Consider the following 13,332-nt stretch of genomic DNA (forward strand, 5'->3'; position numbering starts at 1 on the left):
AGGGCTCTTATGCTGATCTGGCTTGCCGAACTGTCGGACCATATTCATTTTTTCAGTACTCATTTCAGATTCCTCAATCTGTTCAGATACATCACGTTCCGCACCGGCGGCGCCCTGTTTACGTCAGCGTTCATCGTCTTCCTCTTCGGGCCGCGAATCATCTCCTCATTGCGCGTGCGTCAGGGCAAGGGACAGCCGATCCGCGCCGACGGTCCGCAGACGCATTTCAAGAAAGCCGGCACTCCGACGATGGGGGGGCTGATGATTCTCGCCGGCATCGTCGTCTCATCGCTGCTTTGGGCGGATCTTGCCAATGTCTATGTCGTCGCCACCCTGCTCGTAACGCTCGGCTTCGGGGCGATCGGCTTCTATGACGACTATCTCAAGGTGACCAAGCAGAGCGACAAGGGCTTTTCCGGCCGCGCGCGCCTCGGCATCGAGTTCGTCATCGCCGCTATCGCCGTCTACTTCATGATGACGACCGCGCTGTCCTCCGGGCCGGCCGGCTCGACCTTCGGCTCGTCCGTCGCCTTCCCCTTCTTCAAGAGCCTGCTGCTCAATCTCGGCATGTTCTTCGTGTTCTTCGGTGCATTCGTCATCGTTGCCGCCGGCAACGCCGTCAATCTGACCGACGGACTCGACGGGCTTGCCATCGTGCCGGTCATGATTGCCGCAGCCTCGTTCGGCGTCATTTCCTATCTGGCCGGCAACTTCGTCTTCGCCGATTATCTGGCGATCAATTTCGTGCCCGGCACGGGCGAACTGGCCGTGGTCCTCGGCGCGGTTATCGGGGCGGGCCTTGGCTTCCTCTGGTTCAATGCGCCACCGGCCGCTATCTTCATGGGCGATACCGGTTCGCTGGCGCTCGGCGGCATGATAGGCTCGGTCGCCGTCGCCACCAAGCACGAGATCGTCATGGCGATCATCGGTGGTCTTTTCGTGCTGGAAGCGCTTTCCGTCATCATCCAGGTCGGCTTTTTCAAGATGACCAAGCGCCGTGTCTTCCTGATGGCGCCGATCCATCACCACTTCGAAAAGAAGGGCTGGACCGAAAGCCAGGTCGTCGTGCGTTTCTGGATCGTTGCGGTCATCCTGGCGATGGTCGGCTTGTCCACCCTGAAGCTGCGGTGAGGCAACGATGATCCCAGTCACCACGCTGAACGGAAAGAAGGTCGCTCTCTTCGGCCTCGGCGGCTCGGGTTTCGCCACGGCGCGGGCGCTCGTCGCCGGTGGCGCCGAGGTCACGGCCTGGGACGACAATCCGGACAGCGTGGCCAAGGCGGCTGCAGAAGGAATAGCGGTTGCCGATCTCAGGACGATCGACTGGAACAGCCAGTCGGTCTTCGTGTTGTCGCCCGGCGTGCCGCTGACGCATCCCAAACCGCATTGGACCGTCGATCTCGCTCATGGCGCCGGTGTCGAGATCATCGGCGATGTCGAACTTTTCGTTAGGGAACGGCGGGCTCATGCGCCGGATTGCCCGTTCATCGCCATTACCGGCACGAACGGCAAATCGACGACGACGGCGCTGATAGCCCATATCCTGCAATCGAGCGGGCGCGACACGCAGCTCGGCGGCAATATCGGGACAGCCGTGCTGACGCTCGATCCGCCGAAGGCTGGACGCTTCTATGTGGTCGAGTGCTCTTCATATCAGATCGATCTGGCGCCGACGCTCAATCCTTCCGCCGGCATTCTGCTGAACCTGACGCCTGATCATCTCGATCGGCACGGCACGATGCAGCACTATGCCGACATCAAGGAGCGGCTGGTCGCGGGCAGCGATGTTGCCGTTGTCGGCATCGACGACAGTCATTCTTCCTTGGTTGCCGATCGCATCGAAAGGGCGGGCGGCAAGGTGATGCGGATTTCGCGCCGACATGCCTTGGCGGATGGCCTCTATGCCGAAGGCGGCCATATCATGCAGGCATCGAGCGGTGCGGCAAGCGAGATTGCCGATCTCGGCGGCATCCAGACCTTGCGCGGCGGCCACAACGCACAGAATGCAGCGGCGGCAATTGCCGCCTGTCTCGCCGTCGGTGTTTCAGCCGATGAAATTCGGGCCGGATTGAGATCCTTCCCCGGTCTCAAGCATCGCATGCAGCCGGTCGGAAAGCGGGGCCGGGTGATCTTCGTCAACGATTCCAAGGCGACCAACGCGGATGCGGCAGCGCCTGCGCTTTCGAGCTACGAGAATATCTACTGGATCGCCGGAGGCTTGCCGAAAGAGGGTGGGATTACGACCCTTGCGCCACTTTTTCCGCGTATCGCCAAGGCCTATCTGATCGGCGAGGCCGCACCCGCTTTTGCCGCAACGCTCGGCGAGCAGGTGCCCTACGAAATTTCCGGTACGCTGGAACGAGCCGTCGCGCATGCGGCAGCCGATGCGGACAAGGACGAGCATGCGTCCGCGGCGGTGATGTTGTCACCGGCTTGCGCAAGTTTCGATCAGTATAAGAATTTCGAGGTCAGGGGCGACGCCTTCGTCAGCCATGTAGCTGCGATCGAGGGCATCACCATGCTGATCGGTTCAGCAGCTGGAGGCAAATGATATGGTAAGCCGCGTTGAACGTGGGGCCTTGGCCGAATGGTTCTGGACCATCGACCGTGTATTTCTTGCCCTTTTCATCCTGTTGATCGGTATCGGCTTCATGCTTTCCTTTGCGGCGTCGCCGGCGGTGGCGGAGCGCATCGGGCTTGAGCCGTTCCACTTCGTCAAGCGTCACGCCCTGTTCCTCGTCCCGGCGATCGCGGCGATGATCGGCATCTCCTTCATGACGCCCCGACAGGTCAGGCGCACGGCGGTCATCCTGCTGATTGTTTCGCTGGCGATGATGCTTTTTGCCCTGTTTTTCGGTATCGAGGTCAAGGGCTCGCGGCGCTGGGTCAATATCGCGGCGCTGTCGATCCAGCCATCCGAATTCATGAAGCCGGCTTTCGTCGTCGTCTGCGCCTGGCTGTTTTCCGAACATGCGCGCCAGCCGGAAATTCCGGGCAATCTCTTCGCCATCATCCTCTTCGGCATCGTCGTCGCATTGCTCGTGGCCCAGCCGGATCTTGGGCAGACCATCCTGACGACAGCCGTTTGGGGCGGCATGTTCTTCATGGCGGGCATGCCCTGGCTGTGGATCATCGTGCTCGGCGGCCTTGGCGCCGGCGGCTTCGTCGCGGCCTATTACGTCTTCGATCACGTGGCGCAACGCGTGAACAAGTTCATGACGGGCGAGGGCGACACGTTCCAGGTCGATACCGCTAAGGAGGCGATCGTTCACGGCAACTGGTTCGGCGTCGGTCCCGGTGAGGGCATCGTCAAGCGCATCATTCCTGATGCTCATACCGACTTCATCTTCTCGGTGGCAGCCGAAGAATTCGGCGTGATCTTCTGCATGGTTCTGGTCTGCATCTTCGGCTTCCTGGTGCTGCGCGGCCTGTCGCATGCCTACAAGGAGAAGAACGACTTCAACCGCTTCGCCGTTGCCGGCCTGGTGCTGCAGATCGGCATTCAGTCGATCATCAATATCGGCGTTAACCTGCAGCTCCTGCCGGCCAAGGGTATGACCTTGCCGCTGATCTCCTACGGCGGCTCGTCAATGACCGCGATCTGCGTGACCGCCGGTTTCATTCTGGCGCTGACGCGTCATCGCCCGGAAAAGCGTGCACAGGACCGCAGCCAATTCCGCGTGACGCATGGTTTGCCGGCGGAGTGACATCGTGGACTTGCCGTTATTCCATCTCCCGTTTCCCTCTCATTCTTCGGTCGCTTTTCAGGAAGCAGCGGTCTATGAGGAGGCTTTGGTCCGCGCCGATGACGCGGTCGGGGCGACTTCCTATATTAGGGAAATGCCCCGAGTAGTGGGTATTCGCGGGAGCGAAAATTATGAGTAAAGGCATTGTCCTTCTAGCCGCCGGCGGAACCGGCGGCCACGTATTTCCGGCCGAGGCGTTGGCCTATAAACTGAAGGAGCGCGGCTATTCCGTGCACCTCGTCACCGACAGCCGCGCCGAACGCTATGCCGGCAAGTTTCCGGCCGATGAGATCCATGTCGTGCCCTCGGCAACGATCGGTTCGAAGAACCCGCTGAAGGTCGCGCGCGCGCTTTGGACGCTGTGGACCGGTATGCGCGCCGCCCGCAAGCTGATCCAGAGGCTGAAGCCCGTCTGCGTCGTCGGCTTCGGCGGCTATCCGACGGTTCCGCCGCTTCTGGCGGCTACGCGCATGGGCGTGCCGTCCATGCTGCACGAGCAGAACGCTGTCATGGGCCGCGCCAACAAGATGCTGGCGACGCGCGTCCGCGCGATTGCGGGCGGGTTCCTCACGGATAACGGTACGTTTGCCGAGAAGACGGTAACGACGGGAAACCCGGTGCGCCCGGCCGTCATCGAGGCCGCGAAGCGGCCGTATATACCGTCGGGGCCGGATGATCCGTTCAATCTGGTCGTCTTCGGCGGCAGCCAGGGCGCTCAGTATTTCTCGAAGGCCGTGCCCACGGCGATCAGCCTGCTTGAGGAGCCGCTGCGCAAGCGCCTGCGGATCACGCAGCAGGTGCGCCCCGAGGATATGGAGACGGTCAACAGCTGCACGAGAAAGCTTGACATGGGCGCCGATGTCGCGCCGTTCTTCACCGATATGGCCGAGCGCATCGGCGCCGCGCATCTGGTTCTCTGCCGCTCGGGGGCCTCGACCGTATCGGAGCTTGCCGTCATCGGCCGCCCGGCGATCCTCGTGCCGTATCCGCACGCGCTCGATCACGATCAGGCCGCCAATGCGGCCGCGCTGGCGGCGACCGGCGGCGTCAAGGTGATCGCGCAATCGGAGCTGACGCCGGAAAAGCTTTCCACCATCCTGCGCGGCTCCATGACCATGCCGGAAAAGCTCGCAAAGATGGCTGCGGCCGCCAGGCAGGCAGGCAAGCCGGATGCGGCAAACTTGCTTGCCGACATGGTTGAGGCTATTGCCGCGGGACGTTCAATTCAGCAATTCAAGGGGGCGGGCGCATGAAGCTGCCGAAGGCAATCGGCCTTGTGCATTTTATCGGTATTGGTGGCATCGGAATGAGCGGTATCGCCGAGGTGCTGCATAACCTCGGTCATCGCGTGCAGGGTTCCGATCAATCGGAAAGCGCCAACGTGCAGCGGCTGCGCGACAAGGGCATTCCGGTCCATATCGGCCACAAGGCGGAAAACCTCGGCGATGCAGAAGTCGTTGTTGTCTCCACCGCCATCAAGAAGAGCAATCCCGAGCTCGCCGCCGCGCGCGAAAAGCTGCTGCCGGTTGTGCGTCGCGCCGAAATGCTGGCCGAATTGATGCGCTTCCGCAGCGCCATCGCCATCGGCGGCACGCACGGAAAGACCACGACGACGTCCCTCGTAGCGACGCTTCTGGAAGCCGGCGGGCTCGACCCCACGGTCATCAACGGCGGCATCATCAATGCCTACGGCACGAATGCGCGCATGGGCGCCGGCGAGTGGATGGTGGTCGAGGCCGACGAATCGGACGGCACCTTCCTGAAGCTGCCGGCCGACGTCGCCGTCGTTACGAATATCGATCCGGAGCATCTCGATCACTACGGCAATTTCGATGCCGTCCGCGCCGCCTTCCGGCAGTTTGTCGAGAATGTGCCGTTCTACGGTTTCGGCGTCCTCTGCATCGACCATCCGGAAGTGCAGTCGCTGGTCGGGCGCATCGAGGATCGCAAGGTCATCACCTATGGCGAAAACCCGCAGGCGGACGTGCGTTTCTCGAATGTGCGCATCGACGGTACGCGCTCCTTGTTCGATATCGAAATCCGCAGGCGCCGTACGGGCAAGGTGATCCAGATCAAGGATCTCGTCATGCCGATGCCCGGTCGTCACAATATTTCCAACGCGACGGCGGCCGTTGCCGTTGCCAATCGGCTTGGCATTTCCAGCGAGGCGATCGCCAAGGGGCTGGCATCCTTCGGCGGCGTCAAGCGCCGCTTCACGCTGACCGGCGAATGGAACGGCGTGAAGGTCTTCGACGACTACGGCCACCACCCCGTCGAGATCAAGGCGGTGCTGAAGGCGGCGCGTGAAGCCTGCAAGGGCCGCATCATCGCCGTTCATCAACCGCATCGCTATACGCGTCTGTCGAGCCTATTCGAAGAGTTCGCCGCCTGCTTCAACGATGCCGACAGCATCTTCCTGGCGCCCGTCTATGCGGCTGGCGAGGATCCGATCGAAGGCATCGATTCGCAGGCGCTGATTTCGCGCATCAAGGCTAGCGGTCATCGGGATGCGCGCTATCTGCCATCGCAGGAAGATCTTGCCGCCATGGTTGCAGAGATTGCGCAACCGGGTGATTTTGTGGTTTTGTTGGGGGCTGGCAGTATCACATATTGGGCAGCATCATTGCCAAAGGAATTGGAAGGCCTCTCGGGTAAGTCCGCATGAAACAGGTAAATGGGGAAAAGCTTCTGGCGTCGCTCGGCGACAGTGTAAAGGACATCAGGGGCCGGCTGACGCCAGACGCGCCGATGGATCGTGTTACGTGGTTCCGCGCCGGCGGGCTGGCGGAACTGATGTTCCAGCCGCATGACACGGACGATCTCGTCGCCTTCCTGAAGATACTGCCGGAAGAGGTGCCGCTGACGGTCGTCGGCGTGGGTTCGAACATATTGGTGCGCGACGGCGGCATTCCAGGCGTCGTCCTCAGGCTTTCCGCCAAGGGATTCGGCGCGGTCGAGCTTGCCGGCGAAAATCGTATCCTGGCCGGCGCCATTTGCCCCGACAAGCATGTCGCGGCCATGGCGATGGACAACAGCATCGGCGGTTTCCATTTTTACTACGGCATTCCAGGCAGCATCGGTGGTGCCGCGCGGATGAATGCGGGCGCCAACGGCGCCGAGACGCGCGAGCGCGTCGTCGAAGTGCATGCGGTCGACCGCAAGGGCGACAAGCATGTGCTTAGTAATGCCGAGATGGGCTACAGCTACCGGCATTCGGATGCGTCTGACGATCTGATTTTCACGCATGTGCTTTTCGAGGGATATCCGGAAGATCGCGCCAAGATTCGCGCCGAGATGGATGCCGTGCGCGCCCATCGCGAAACCGTGCAGCCGATTCGGGAAAAGACCGGCGGTTCGACCTTCAAGAATCCGGAAGGTCATTCCGCCTGGAAATTGATCGATGAGGCGGGATGCCGCGGTCTCGTCATCGGCGGCGCACAAATGTCGTCGCTGCATTGCAACTTCATGATCAACATGGAGCAGGCGACGGGCTACGATCTGGAATATCTCGGCGAGCAGGTGCGCCGTGAAGTGTTCGAGAATTCCGGCATCAAGCTGGAGTGGGAAATCAAGCGCCTCGGCTACTTCATGTCCGGCCGGGAGGTTCGCCCGTTCCAGGGTGTCACGACCGAGTAGGCTTACGCTGTCATAGGGCAATTCCAGGAAAAGTGCGCAGCGGTTTTCCGTCCGGAATTGCGATAAGCAAAGAGATAGAGCGGTTCAGAGTCCGCAAAAAAGTGAACCGCTCTACGCTCGAACTTCAGGCAATGATTCAACAAAAAGGCCGGGTTTTCACCCGGCCTTTTCAATTGGTTATCGTGAAGTCCTCAGACTTCGTCGTTGCCCGAGAGCAGGATACCGACCAGCGAGAGCAGCGCGGCGGCCGCCAGATAATAGCCTACATAGACCAGGCCGTAGGTCGTCGCGAGCCATGTGGCGATGTAGGGAGCCAAGGATGCACCCACGATGCCGCCGAGATTGAAGGTCATCGAGGCGCCGGTATAGCGCACGGTGGTCGGAAAGGGTGCCGCCAGCGCGGCGCCGATCGGACCGTAGGTGAAGCCCATCAGGGCAAGACCGATGATCGAGCAGGCGAAAGCGCCCGCAAGGCCGGCCGTTAGCAGCGACGAATAGAACAGGCCGAAGATGAGGATGCCAATCGTCGTCAGGATCAGAACCAGCCGGCGCGAATAGCGGTCCGACAACAGGCCGGAGATCGGGATCATCAGGCCGAAGAAGACGACGCCGGCGAGCTGGACGACGAGGAACTGGCCCTGCGAGTAGCCAAGACCTGCCGGTAGCGGACCGTTGCCCGGAGGCCTGGTGCCCCAGCTCAGCGTGAAGGCCGTCATCAGATAGAACAGCACGAAGGTGGCCACCGCGATGATGGTGCCGAGAATCAGGCTGCGGAGATGCGAGCGGAAGATGACCGCGATCGGGACGGAAACGCGTTCTTCCTTTTCGATGGCGCGCTGGAATTCCGGGGTTTCCGTAATCTTCAGACGGACATAGAGGCCGACGGCGACAAGCACGATGCTGATCAGGAAGGGGACGCGCCAGCCATAGTTGAGGAAATCGGCATCGGCCATGGTTTCGCGCAGGATGAGGAAAAGACCCGCCGACAGGATAAAGCCGATCGGGGCACCGAGCTGCGGGAACATGGCGTACCAGCTGCGCTTGCCTTCAGGTGCGTTTTCCGTCGCCAGAAGCACCGCGCCGCCCCATTCGCCGCCGAGACCGAGGCCCTGACCGAGGCGGCAAAGCGCCAGCAGCACGGGTGCGAGAACGCCGATCGATTCGTATGTCGGCAGCATGCCGATTACGACCGTCGAAAGACCCATGGTCATCAAGGCCGCGACAAGCGTCGCCTTGCGGCCGATCCGGTCACCGAAATGGCCGAAGATCATCGCGCCGATCGGACGCGCAAAGAAGGCGATGGAGAAGGTCGCGAAGGACTGCAGCGTTGCCGAGGTCGGATCGCTCGCGGGGAAAAACAGCTTCGGGAAGACAATAACCGCTGCTGTTGCATAAACATAGAAATCGAAAAATTCGATCGTTGTGCCGATAAGGCTCGCGATCAGAACACGTGCCGGGGAATTGGCAACAGCATTGTTCGATGACGAGGGGGTCGGCGATAAAGGAGATATCGCGTCAGTCATAATCCCACCAATTTAGAAGGTGCTAAGGTTTCCTTATTAGGTAAGGCGTGTCCTTAGCGTAATTTTCGTTCGGCGCAAACGCCAAATGCGCAAGAAATCAGCGGTTGTGTGCTACTATTTAGCCGCAATTGTTGATTCGCAAACAGTTGGGCGAACGTTTGCCGTTAAGTGGGCGTGCTTCAGGCGAGTCCTTGCCCGGAGTTTTTTCATAGATGGTCGATTTTCGCTTTGGTTGAGGGCAAAGGAGAAGGCTTTCATGCAGAAAAAACTCATTGCTGAGTTTCTTGGGACGTTCTGGCTCGTATTTGGTGGCTGCGGCAGCGCAATCTTCGCGGCGGCATTTCCGAGCCTCGGCATCGGTTTTCTGGGGGTTGCTTTTGCGTTCGGTCTGACCGTGCTGACGATGGCCTATGCGGTCGGCGGCATTTCAGGCGGGCATTTCAACCCAGCCGTCTCGGTGGGGCTGACGGTGGCTGGCCGCTTTCCGGGCGGGCAGCTCATTCCTTATATCGTCGCGCAGGTTGTCGGTGCCATCGTGGCTGCAGCCGCGCTTTATCTGATCGCCAGCGGCAAGGCCGATTTCCAACTCGGCGGCTTTGCGGCGAATGGTTACGGCGAGCATTCGCCGGGTGGCTATTCGCTGGTCTCGGCAGTGGTGGCCGAGATCGTGCTGACCTTGTTTTTCCTCGTCGTGATTCTGGGCTCGACGAGCAGCAAGGTGCCGGCCGGCTTCGCGCCGATCGCCATCGGCCTGGCGCTGACGCTGATCCACCTGATTTCGATCCCGATCACCAATACGTCGGTGAACCCGGCGCGTTCGACAGGCCAGGCATTGTTCGTCGGCGGTTGGGCCTTGCAGCAGCTTTGGCTGTTCTGGGTCGCTCCCATCGTCGGCGGCGCCTTGGGCGGACTCGTCTGGAAACTGGTCGACGACAGCGAGTGAAATCACAACGATTTTAATACCTTCAGGCCCGCATCGAGTCCCTCGATGCGGGCCTCTTTGTTTAAAAAATCTAAATGTAGCGATTTCAAAAGTAGCAACTCTCTGATTCTAATGGCAGAATTCTTTAGGTCGGTTTGATTCGAACCATTCGATCATCGGCGGAGCGGCCGAAAGTTAACGAAAGTAAACGCTTCATTAACCTTAATGTCGTTCTAATCAGCCTATTGAAAGCGGGGCGAGAATCGCTGTTAGGCGAGGCCCGCAAACGCAGAGCAAAGACCGTGAAGTCGGGGGTATTAATGGGTGGCAAGCATGTGGCTGTCCTTTTGGGCGGATTTTCCTCGGAGAGGCCTGTCAGCCTTTCTTCGGGAAAGGCATGCGCCGATGCCCTCGAAGCTGAAGGCTTCCGGATTACCCGTGTCGATGTAGAGCATAATGTTGCTAGTCGTCTGGCCGAGCTAAAGCCTGATGTCGTCTTCAACGCGCTGCATGGTCCCTTTGGTGAAGACGGAACAATTCAGGGCATTCTGGAATATCTGCAGATTCCCTATACGCATTCCGGCGTGCTTGCATCGGCTCTTGCGATGGACAAGTCCCGCGCCAAAACGGTTGCCGCCGCGGCCGGCATTCCTGTCGCGGGCTCGATCGTCATGGACCGCTTCGACATCGTCGGCGAGCATCCGATGAAGCCGCCTTACGTGGTCAAGCCGGTGCGTGAGGGCTCGAGCTTCGGCGTTGTGATCGTCAAGGAGGATCAGGCGCATCCGCCGCAGATCGTCACCTCATCCGAATGGCGCTACGGCGACGAGGTGCTGGTCGAGCGCTATATCCACGGTCGGGAGCTGACCTGCGGGGTCATGGATGGCAAGGTTCTTGGCGTTACCGAGATCGTGCCGCTCGGTCACAGCTTCTATGATTATGACGCCAAGTACGCCAAGGGTGGGTCAAAACATGTCTTGCCGGCGGAAATTTCACCGAATCTTTACCAAAAGATACAAACATTATCGTTAAGGGCGCATGAGGCTATCGGCTGCCGCGGTGTTAGTCGATCTGACTTCCGTTTTGACGATCGCTTTTCCGAAGAGGGCGAACTTGTTTGGCTGGAGATCAATACCCAGCCCGGCATGACTCCTACCTCCCTGGTGCCTGAAATGGCGGCGCATGCCGGCTACTCTTTTGGTGAATTTCTCCGGTGGATGGTGGAGGACGCGTCTTGTTTGCGCTGACGGTCAAAAATATGAGGCGGTCCCGTCATCGCGTCCCGCTTGCCATCGATGATGTCGAGGACGCATTCGTCCTGCCGCGTCCGCTGCGCCGTACGGTGCGCTTCCTGGTCAGTCTCGGCTCGGGTCGCGTCAATATCCCCGCGCATACGGGCACGGTGTCCGTCTTCATGCTTCTCGCCGCGACCGGTCTTTACGGCATGTCGCTCGGCGGGCACACCCAGGCTGTCGCCGAGGCGACGACGTCTGCCGCCGGCTTCGCGATCGAGGATGTCAAGGTTTCGGGCAATGACGAGACCTCGGAAATCGAGATCCTGCAGTTGCTTGGCCTTGACGGTACGACCTCGCTCGTTGCCCTTGATGCCGACGCGGCTCGCCTGAAAATCGCGAACCTGCCCTGGGTCGAAAATGTGGAAGTTCGCAAGGTCTATCCGAGGGCTGTCGAGGTGAAGCTGACGGAGCGTAGGGCTTACGCCATCTGGCAGCACGGCTCCGAGCTTTCGCTGATCCAGAAAGACGGTAGCGTGATCGCGCCGCTACGTGACAACAAGTTCGCCAAGCTGCCGCTCTTCGTCGGTCGCGATGCCGAAACAGCAGCCGCTTCGGTCGAGGATGCATTTGCCAAGTGGCCGGATGTCCGTGGTCATGTGAAGGCCTTCGTCCGCGTCGCCGGCCGTCGCTGGGATCTCTACCTCGACAATGGCGTGATCATCAAACTGCCGGAAGACAACGTCGACGGCGCGCTCGCGCGGCTGACCAAGCTCGACAAGGACGAGAATCTTTTGCAGCGCGACATCGCCGCCATCGATCTCCGTCTCGATGATCGTACAGCAATAGAACTCACCCCGGATGCCGCAGTTCGTCGTCAGGCCGCCGTCGATGCGAGAAACAAGGCTTTGAAGAAAGCAGGGCAGGATACATGAGCTTATTCGGTTCGTCCCATTTCGGCCTGCCTCGGTTGAAGCCGCTCTCTTCGAAGCGGTCGCACATCGTGTCGGTCCTCGACATCGGCTCGACGAAGGTCGTCTGCATGATCGGCCGGCTGACGCCGCGCGAGGAGAGCCAGGTTCTCCCGAACCGCACCCACAATATCGAGATCATCGGCATCGGCCACCAGCGCTCACGCGGCATCAAAACCGGCGTCATCGCCGACCTCGACGCGCTGGAAAGCGTCGTCAGGCTCTCCGTCGATGCGGCCGAGCGCATGGCCGGCCTTACCGTCGACAGCCTGATCGTTAACGTTTCGGCCGGACGCCTCGGCAGCGATATCTACACCGCGACCATCGATCTCGGCGGTCAGGAAGTCGAAGCCAACGATCTCAAGAAGGTTCTGGCTGCGGCCTGCCAGCAGTCGGTCCGCCAGGAGCGTGCCGTGCTGCACTCGCTGGCAACGGGCTACTCCCTTGATGGCGAGCGCGGCATTCGCGATCCGCTGGCGATGTTCGGAGACGCGCTCGGTGTCGACATGCATGTGGTGACCGCGGAGCGCGCAGCCCTTCGCAATCTTGAGCTCTGCATCAACCGCGCCCATCTTTCGGTCGAGGGCATGGTGGCGACACCTTATGCCAGCGGTCTTGCAGCTCTCGTCGATGACGAAGTCGAGCTCGGCTGCGCCGCGATCGACATGGGCGGCGGTACGACGACGATCTCGGTCTTTGCCGAGGGCAAGCTCGTGCATACCGATGCCGTCAGCCTTGGCGGCCATCATGTCACCACGGACCTTGCCCGCGGCCTTTCCACCCGCATCGAGGATGCGGAGCGCTTGAAGGTCGTCCATGCTTCGGCGCTCGCGAATTCTTCGGAAGAGCGTGAACTGATTTCCATCCCGCCGATCGGCGAAGACGAGCGTGACCAGCCGACACAAGTGCCGAAGGCGCTGGTGTCGCGCATCGTCAAGGCTCGCATCGAGGAAACCCTCGAGCTCATTCGCGATCGCATCCAGCGTTCGGGCTTCAGCCCAATCGTCGGCAAGCGCGTCGTCCTCACGGGCGGCGCGAGCCAGCTGACCGGTTTGCCCGATGTGGCGCGCCGTGTTCTTGCCCGCAATGTCCGCATCGGTCGTCCGATGGGCGTGTCTGGTTTGCCGACGGCAGCCAAGGGTCCGGCTTTTTCGACCGCGGTCGGTCTGATGATCTATCCGCAGGTCGCAGACATGGAAACACATGCGCCGAGCGGCGGTCTGCTCTCGTCGTTTGGAGGCAATAACAGCCGGATCGGCCGCGTCGGCCAATGGCTGAAAGAGAGTTTTTGAGTGCCTGATC

Annotated in this window: 11 protein-coding genes; 10 read left to right on the forward strand and 1 reads right to left on the reverse strand. The window is 60.6% G+C overall.

The features are described from left to right. Window positions 1-9: 9 nt before the first annotated feature. From mraY to murB, 6 genes are all read left to right on the forward strand, one after another. Window positions 10-1,131, forward strand: a complete 1,122-nt coding sequence (gene mraY / locus HGP12_RS00080) for a phospho-N-acetylmuramoyl-pentapeptide-transferase (RefSeq protein WP_168843615.1) — start codon at window positions 10-12, stop codon at window positions 1,129-1,131. A gap of 7 nt (window positions 1,132-1,138) precedes the next feature. Next, the gene (gene murD, locus HGP12_RS00085; RefSeq protein WP_168843616.1) at window positions 1,139-2,551 is read left to right on the forward strand and encodes a UDP-N-acetylmuramoyl-L-alanine--D-glutamate ligase; all 1,413 of its coding nucleotides are present in this window, start codon (window positions 1,139-1,141) and stop codon (window positions 2,549-2,551) included. 1 nt (window position 2,552) lies between these two features. Beyond that, on the forward strand, window positions 2,553-3,707 hold the full coding sequence (ftsW, locus tag HGP12_RS00090) for a putative lipid II flippase FtsW (RefSeq protein WP_168878663.1): 1,155 nt from the start codon (window positions 2,553-2,555) through the stop codon (window positions 3,705-3,707). 170 nt (window positions 3,708-3,877) lie between these two features. Beyond that, entirely contained in the window at window positions 3,878-4,999 is a 1,122-nt protein-coding gene (murG, locus tag HGP12_RS00095) for an undecaprenyldiphospho-muramoylpentapeptide beta-N-acetylglucosaminyltransferase (RefSeq protein WP_168843618.1), read from the forward strand. Beyond that, complete coding sequence (murC, locus tag HGP12_RS00100; protein ID WP_168843619.1) at window positions 4,996-6,411, forward strand: UDP-N-acetylmuramate--L-alanine ligase; 1,416 nt, start codon at window positions 4,996-4,998, stop codon at window positions 6,409-6,411. The genes murG and murC overlap by 4 nt, the downstream gene beginning before the upstream one ends. Continuing rightward, window positions 6,408-7,382 carry a UDP-N-acetylmuramate dehydrogenase gene (murB, locus tag HGP12_RS00105; protein WP_168843620.1) on the forward strand — a complete coding sequence of 325 codons (975 nt, stop codon included), beginning with the start codon at window positions 6,408-6,410 and terminating at the stop codon, window positions 7,380-7,382. Before murC ends, murB begins: the two co-directional genes overlap by 4 nt. A gap of 191 nt (window positions 7,383-7,573) precedes the next feature. Here the strand turns inward: murB and HGP12_RS00110 are convergent, their stop codons facing one another. Continuing rightward, window positions 7,574-8,905 carry an MFS transporter gene (locus HGP12_RS00110; RefSeq protein WP_168843621.1) on the reverse strand — a complete coding sequence of 444 codons (1,332 nt, stop codon included), beginning with the start codon at window positions 8,903-8,905 and terminating at the stop codon, window positions 7,574-7,576. Between the two features lie 256 nt (window positions 8,906-9,161). Between HGP12_RS00110 and aqpZ the strand changes: the two genes are divergently transcribed. The 4 genes from aqpZ (at window position 9,162) to ftsA (ending at window position 13,322) form a co-directional block, all read left to right on the forward strand. Next, entirely contained in the window at window positions 9,162-9,848 is a 687-nt protein-coding gene (gene aqpZ, locus HGP12_RS00115; RefSeq protein WP_168843689.1) for an aquaporin Z, read from the forward strand. A 299-nt stretch (window positions 9,849-10,147) separates the two neighbouring features. After that, window positions 10,148-11,074, forward strand: coding sequence for a D-alanine--D-alanine ligase (locus HGP12_RS00120; protein WP_168843690.1), 927 nt, complete (start codon window positions 10,148-10,150; stop codon window positions 11,072-11,074). Next, window positions 11,062-11,994 carry a cell division protein FtsQ/DivIB gene (locus HGP12_RS00125; RefSeq protein WP_168843622.1) on the forward strand — a complete coding sequence of 311 codons (933 nt, stop codon included), beginning with the start codon at window positions 11,062-11,064 and terminating at the stop codon, window positions 11,992-11,994. Before HGP12_RS00120 ends, HGP12_RS00125 begins: the two co-directional genes overlap by 13 nt. Next, on the forward strand, window positions 11,991-13,322 hold the full coding sequence (gene ftsA / locus HGP12_RS00130) for a cell division protein FtsA (protein ID WP_168843623.1): 1,332 nt from the start codon (window positions 11,991-11,993) through the stop codon (window positions 13,320-13,322). The genes HGP12_RS00125 and ftsA overlap by 4 nt, the downstream gene beginning before the upstream one ends. Window positions 13,323-13,332 lie beyond the last annotated feature (10 nt).

The sequence above is a fragment of the Rhizobium sp. P28RR-XV genome, assembly GCF_012641385.1.
In the GTDB taxonomy this organism is placed as follows: domain Bacteria; phylum Pseudomonadota; class Alphaproteobacteria; order Rhizobiales; family Rhizobiaceae; genus Rhizobium.

Excerpts from the sequence above, each read along its gene's own strand:
- mraY (WP_168843615.1), top strand. The coding sequence starts at position 10 with ATGCTGATCTGGCTTGCCGAACTGTCGGACCATATTCATTTTTTCAGT.
- murD (WP_168843616.1), top strand. The coding sequence starts at position 1,139 with ATGATCCCAGTCACCACGCTGAACGGAAAGAAGGTCGCTCTCTTCGGC.
- ftsW (WP_168878663.1), top strand. The coding sequence starts at position 2,553 with ATGGTAAGCCGCGTTGAACGTGGGGCCTTGGCCGAATGGTTCTGGACC.
- murG (WP_168843618.1), top strand. The coding sequence starts at position 3,878 with ATGAGTAAAGGCATTGTCCTTCTAGCCGCCGGCGGAACCGGCGGCCAC.
- murC (WP_168843619.1), top strand. The coding sequence starts at position 4,996 with ATGAAGCTGCCGAAGGCAATCGGCCTTGTGCATTTTATCGGTATTGGT.
- murB (WP_168843620.1), top strand. The coding sequence starts at position 6,408 with ATGAAACAGGTAAATGGGGAAAAGCTTCTGGCGTCGCTCGGCGACAGT.
- HGP12_RS00110 (WP_168843621.1), bottom strand. The coding sequence starts at position 8,905 with ATGACTGACGCGATATCTCCTTTATCGCCGACCCCCTCGTCATCGAAC.
- aqpZ (WP_168843689.1), top strand. The coding sequence starts at position 9,162 with ATGCAGAAAAAACTCATTGCTGAGTTTCTTGGGACGTTCTGGCTCGTA.
- HGP12_RS00120 (WP_168843690.1), top strand. The coding sequence starts at position 10,148 with ATGGGTGGCAAGCATGTGGCTGTCCTTTTGGGCGGATTTTCCTCGGAG.
- ftsA (WP_168843623.1), top strand. The coding sequence starts at position 11,991 with ATGAGCTTATTCGGTTCGTCCCATTTCGGCCTGCCTCGGTTGAAGCCG.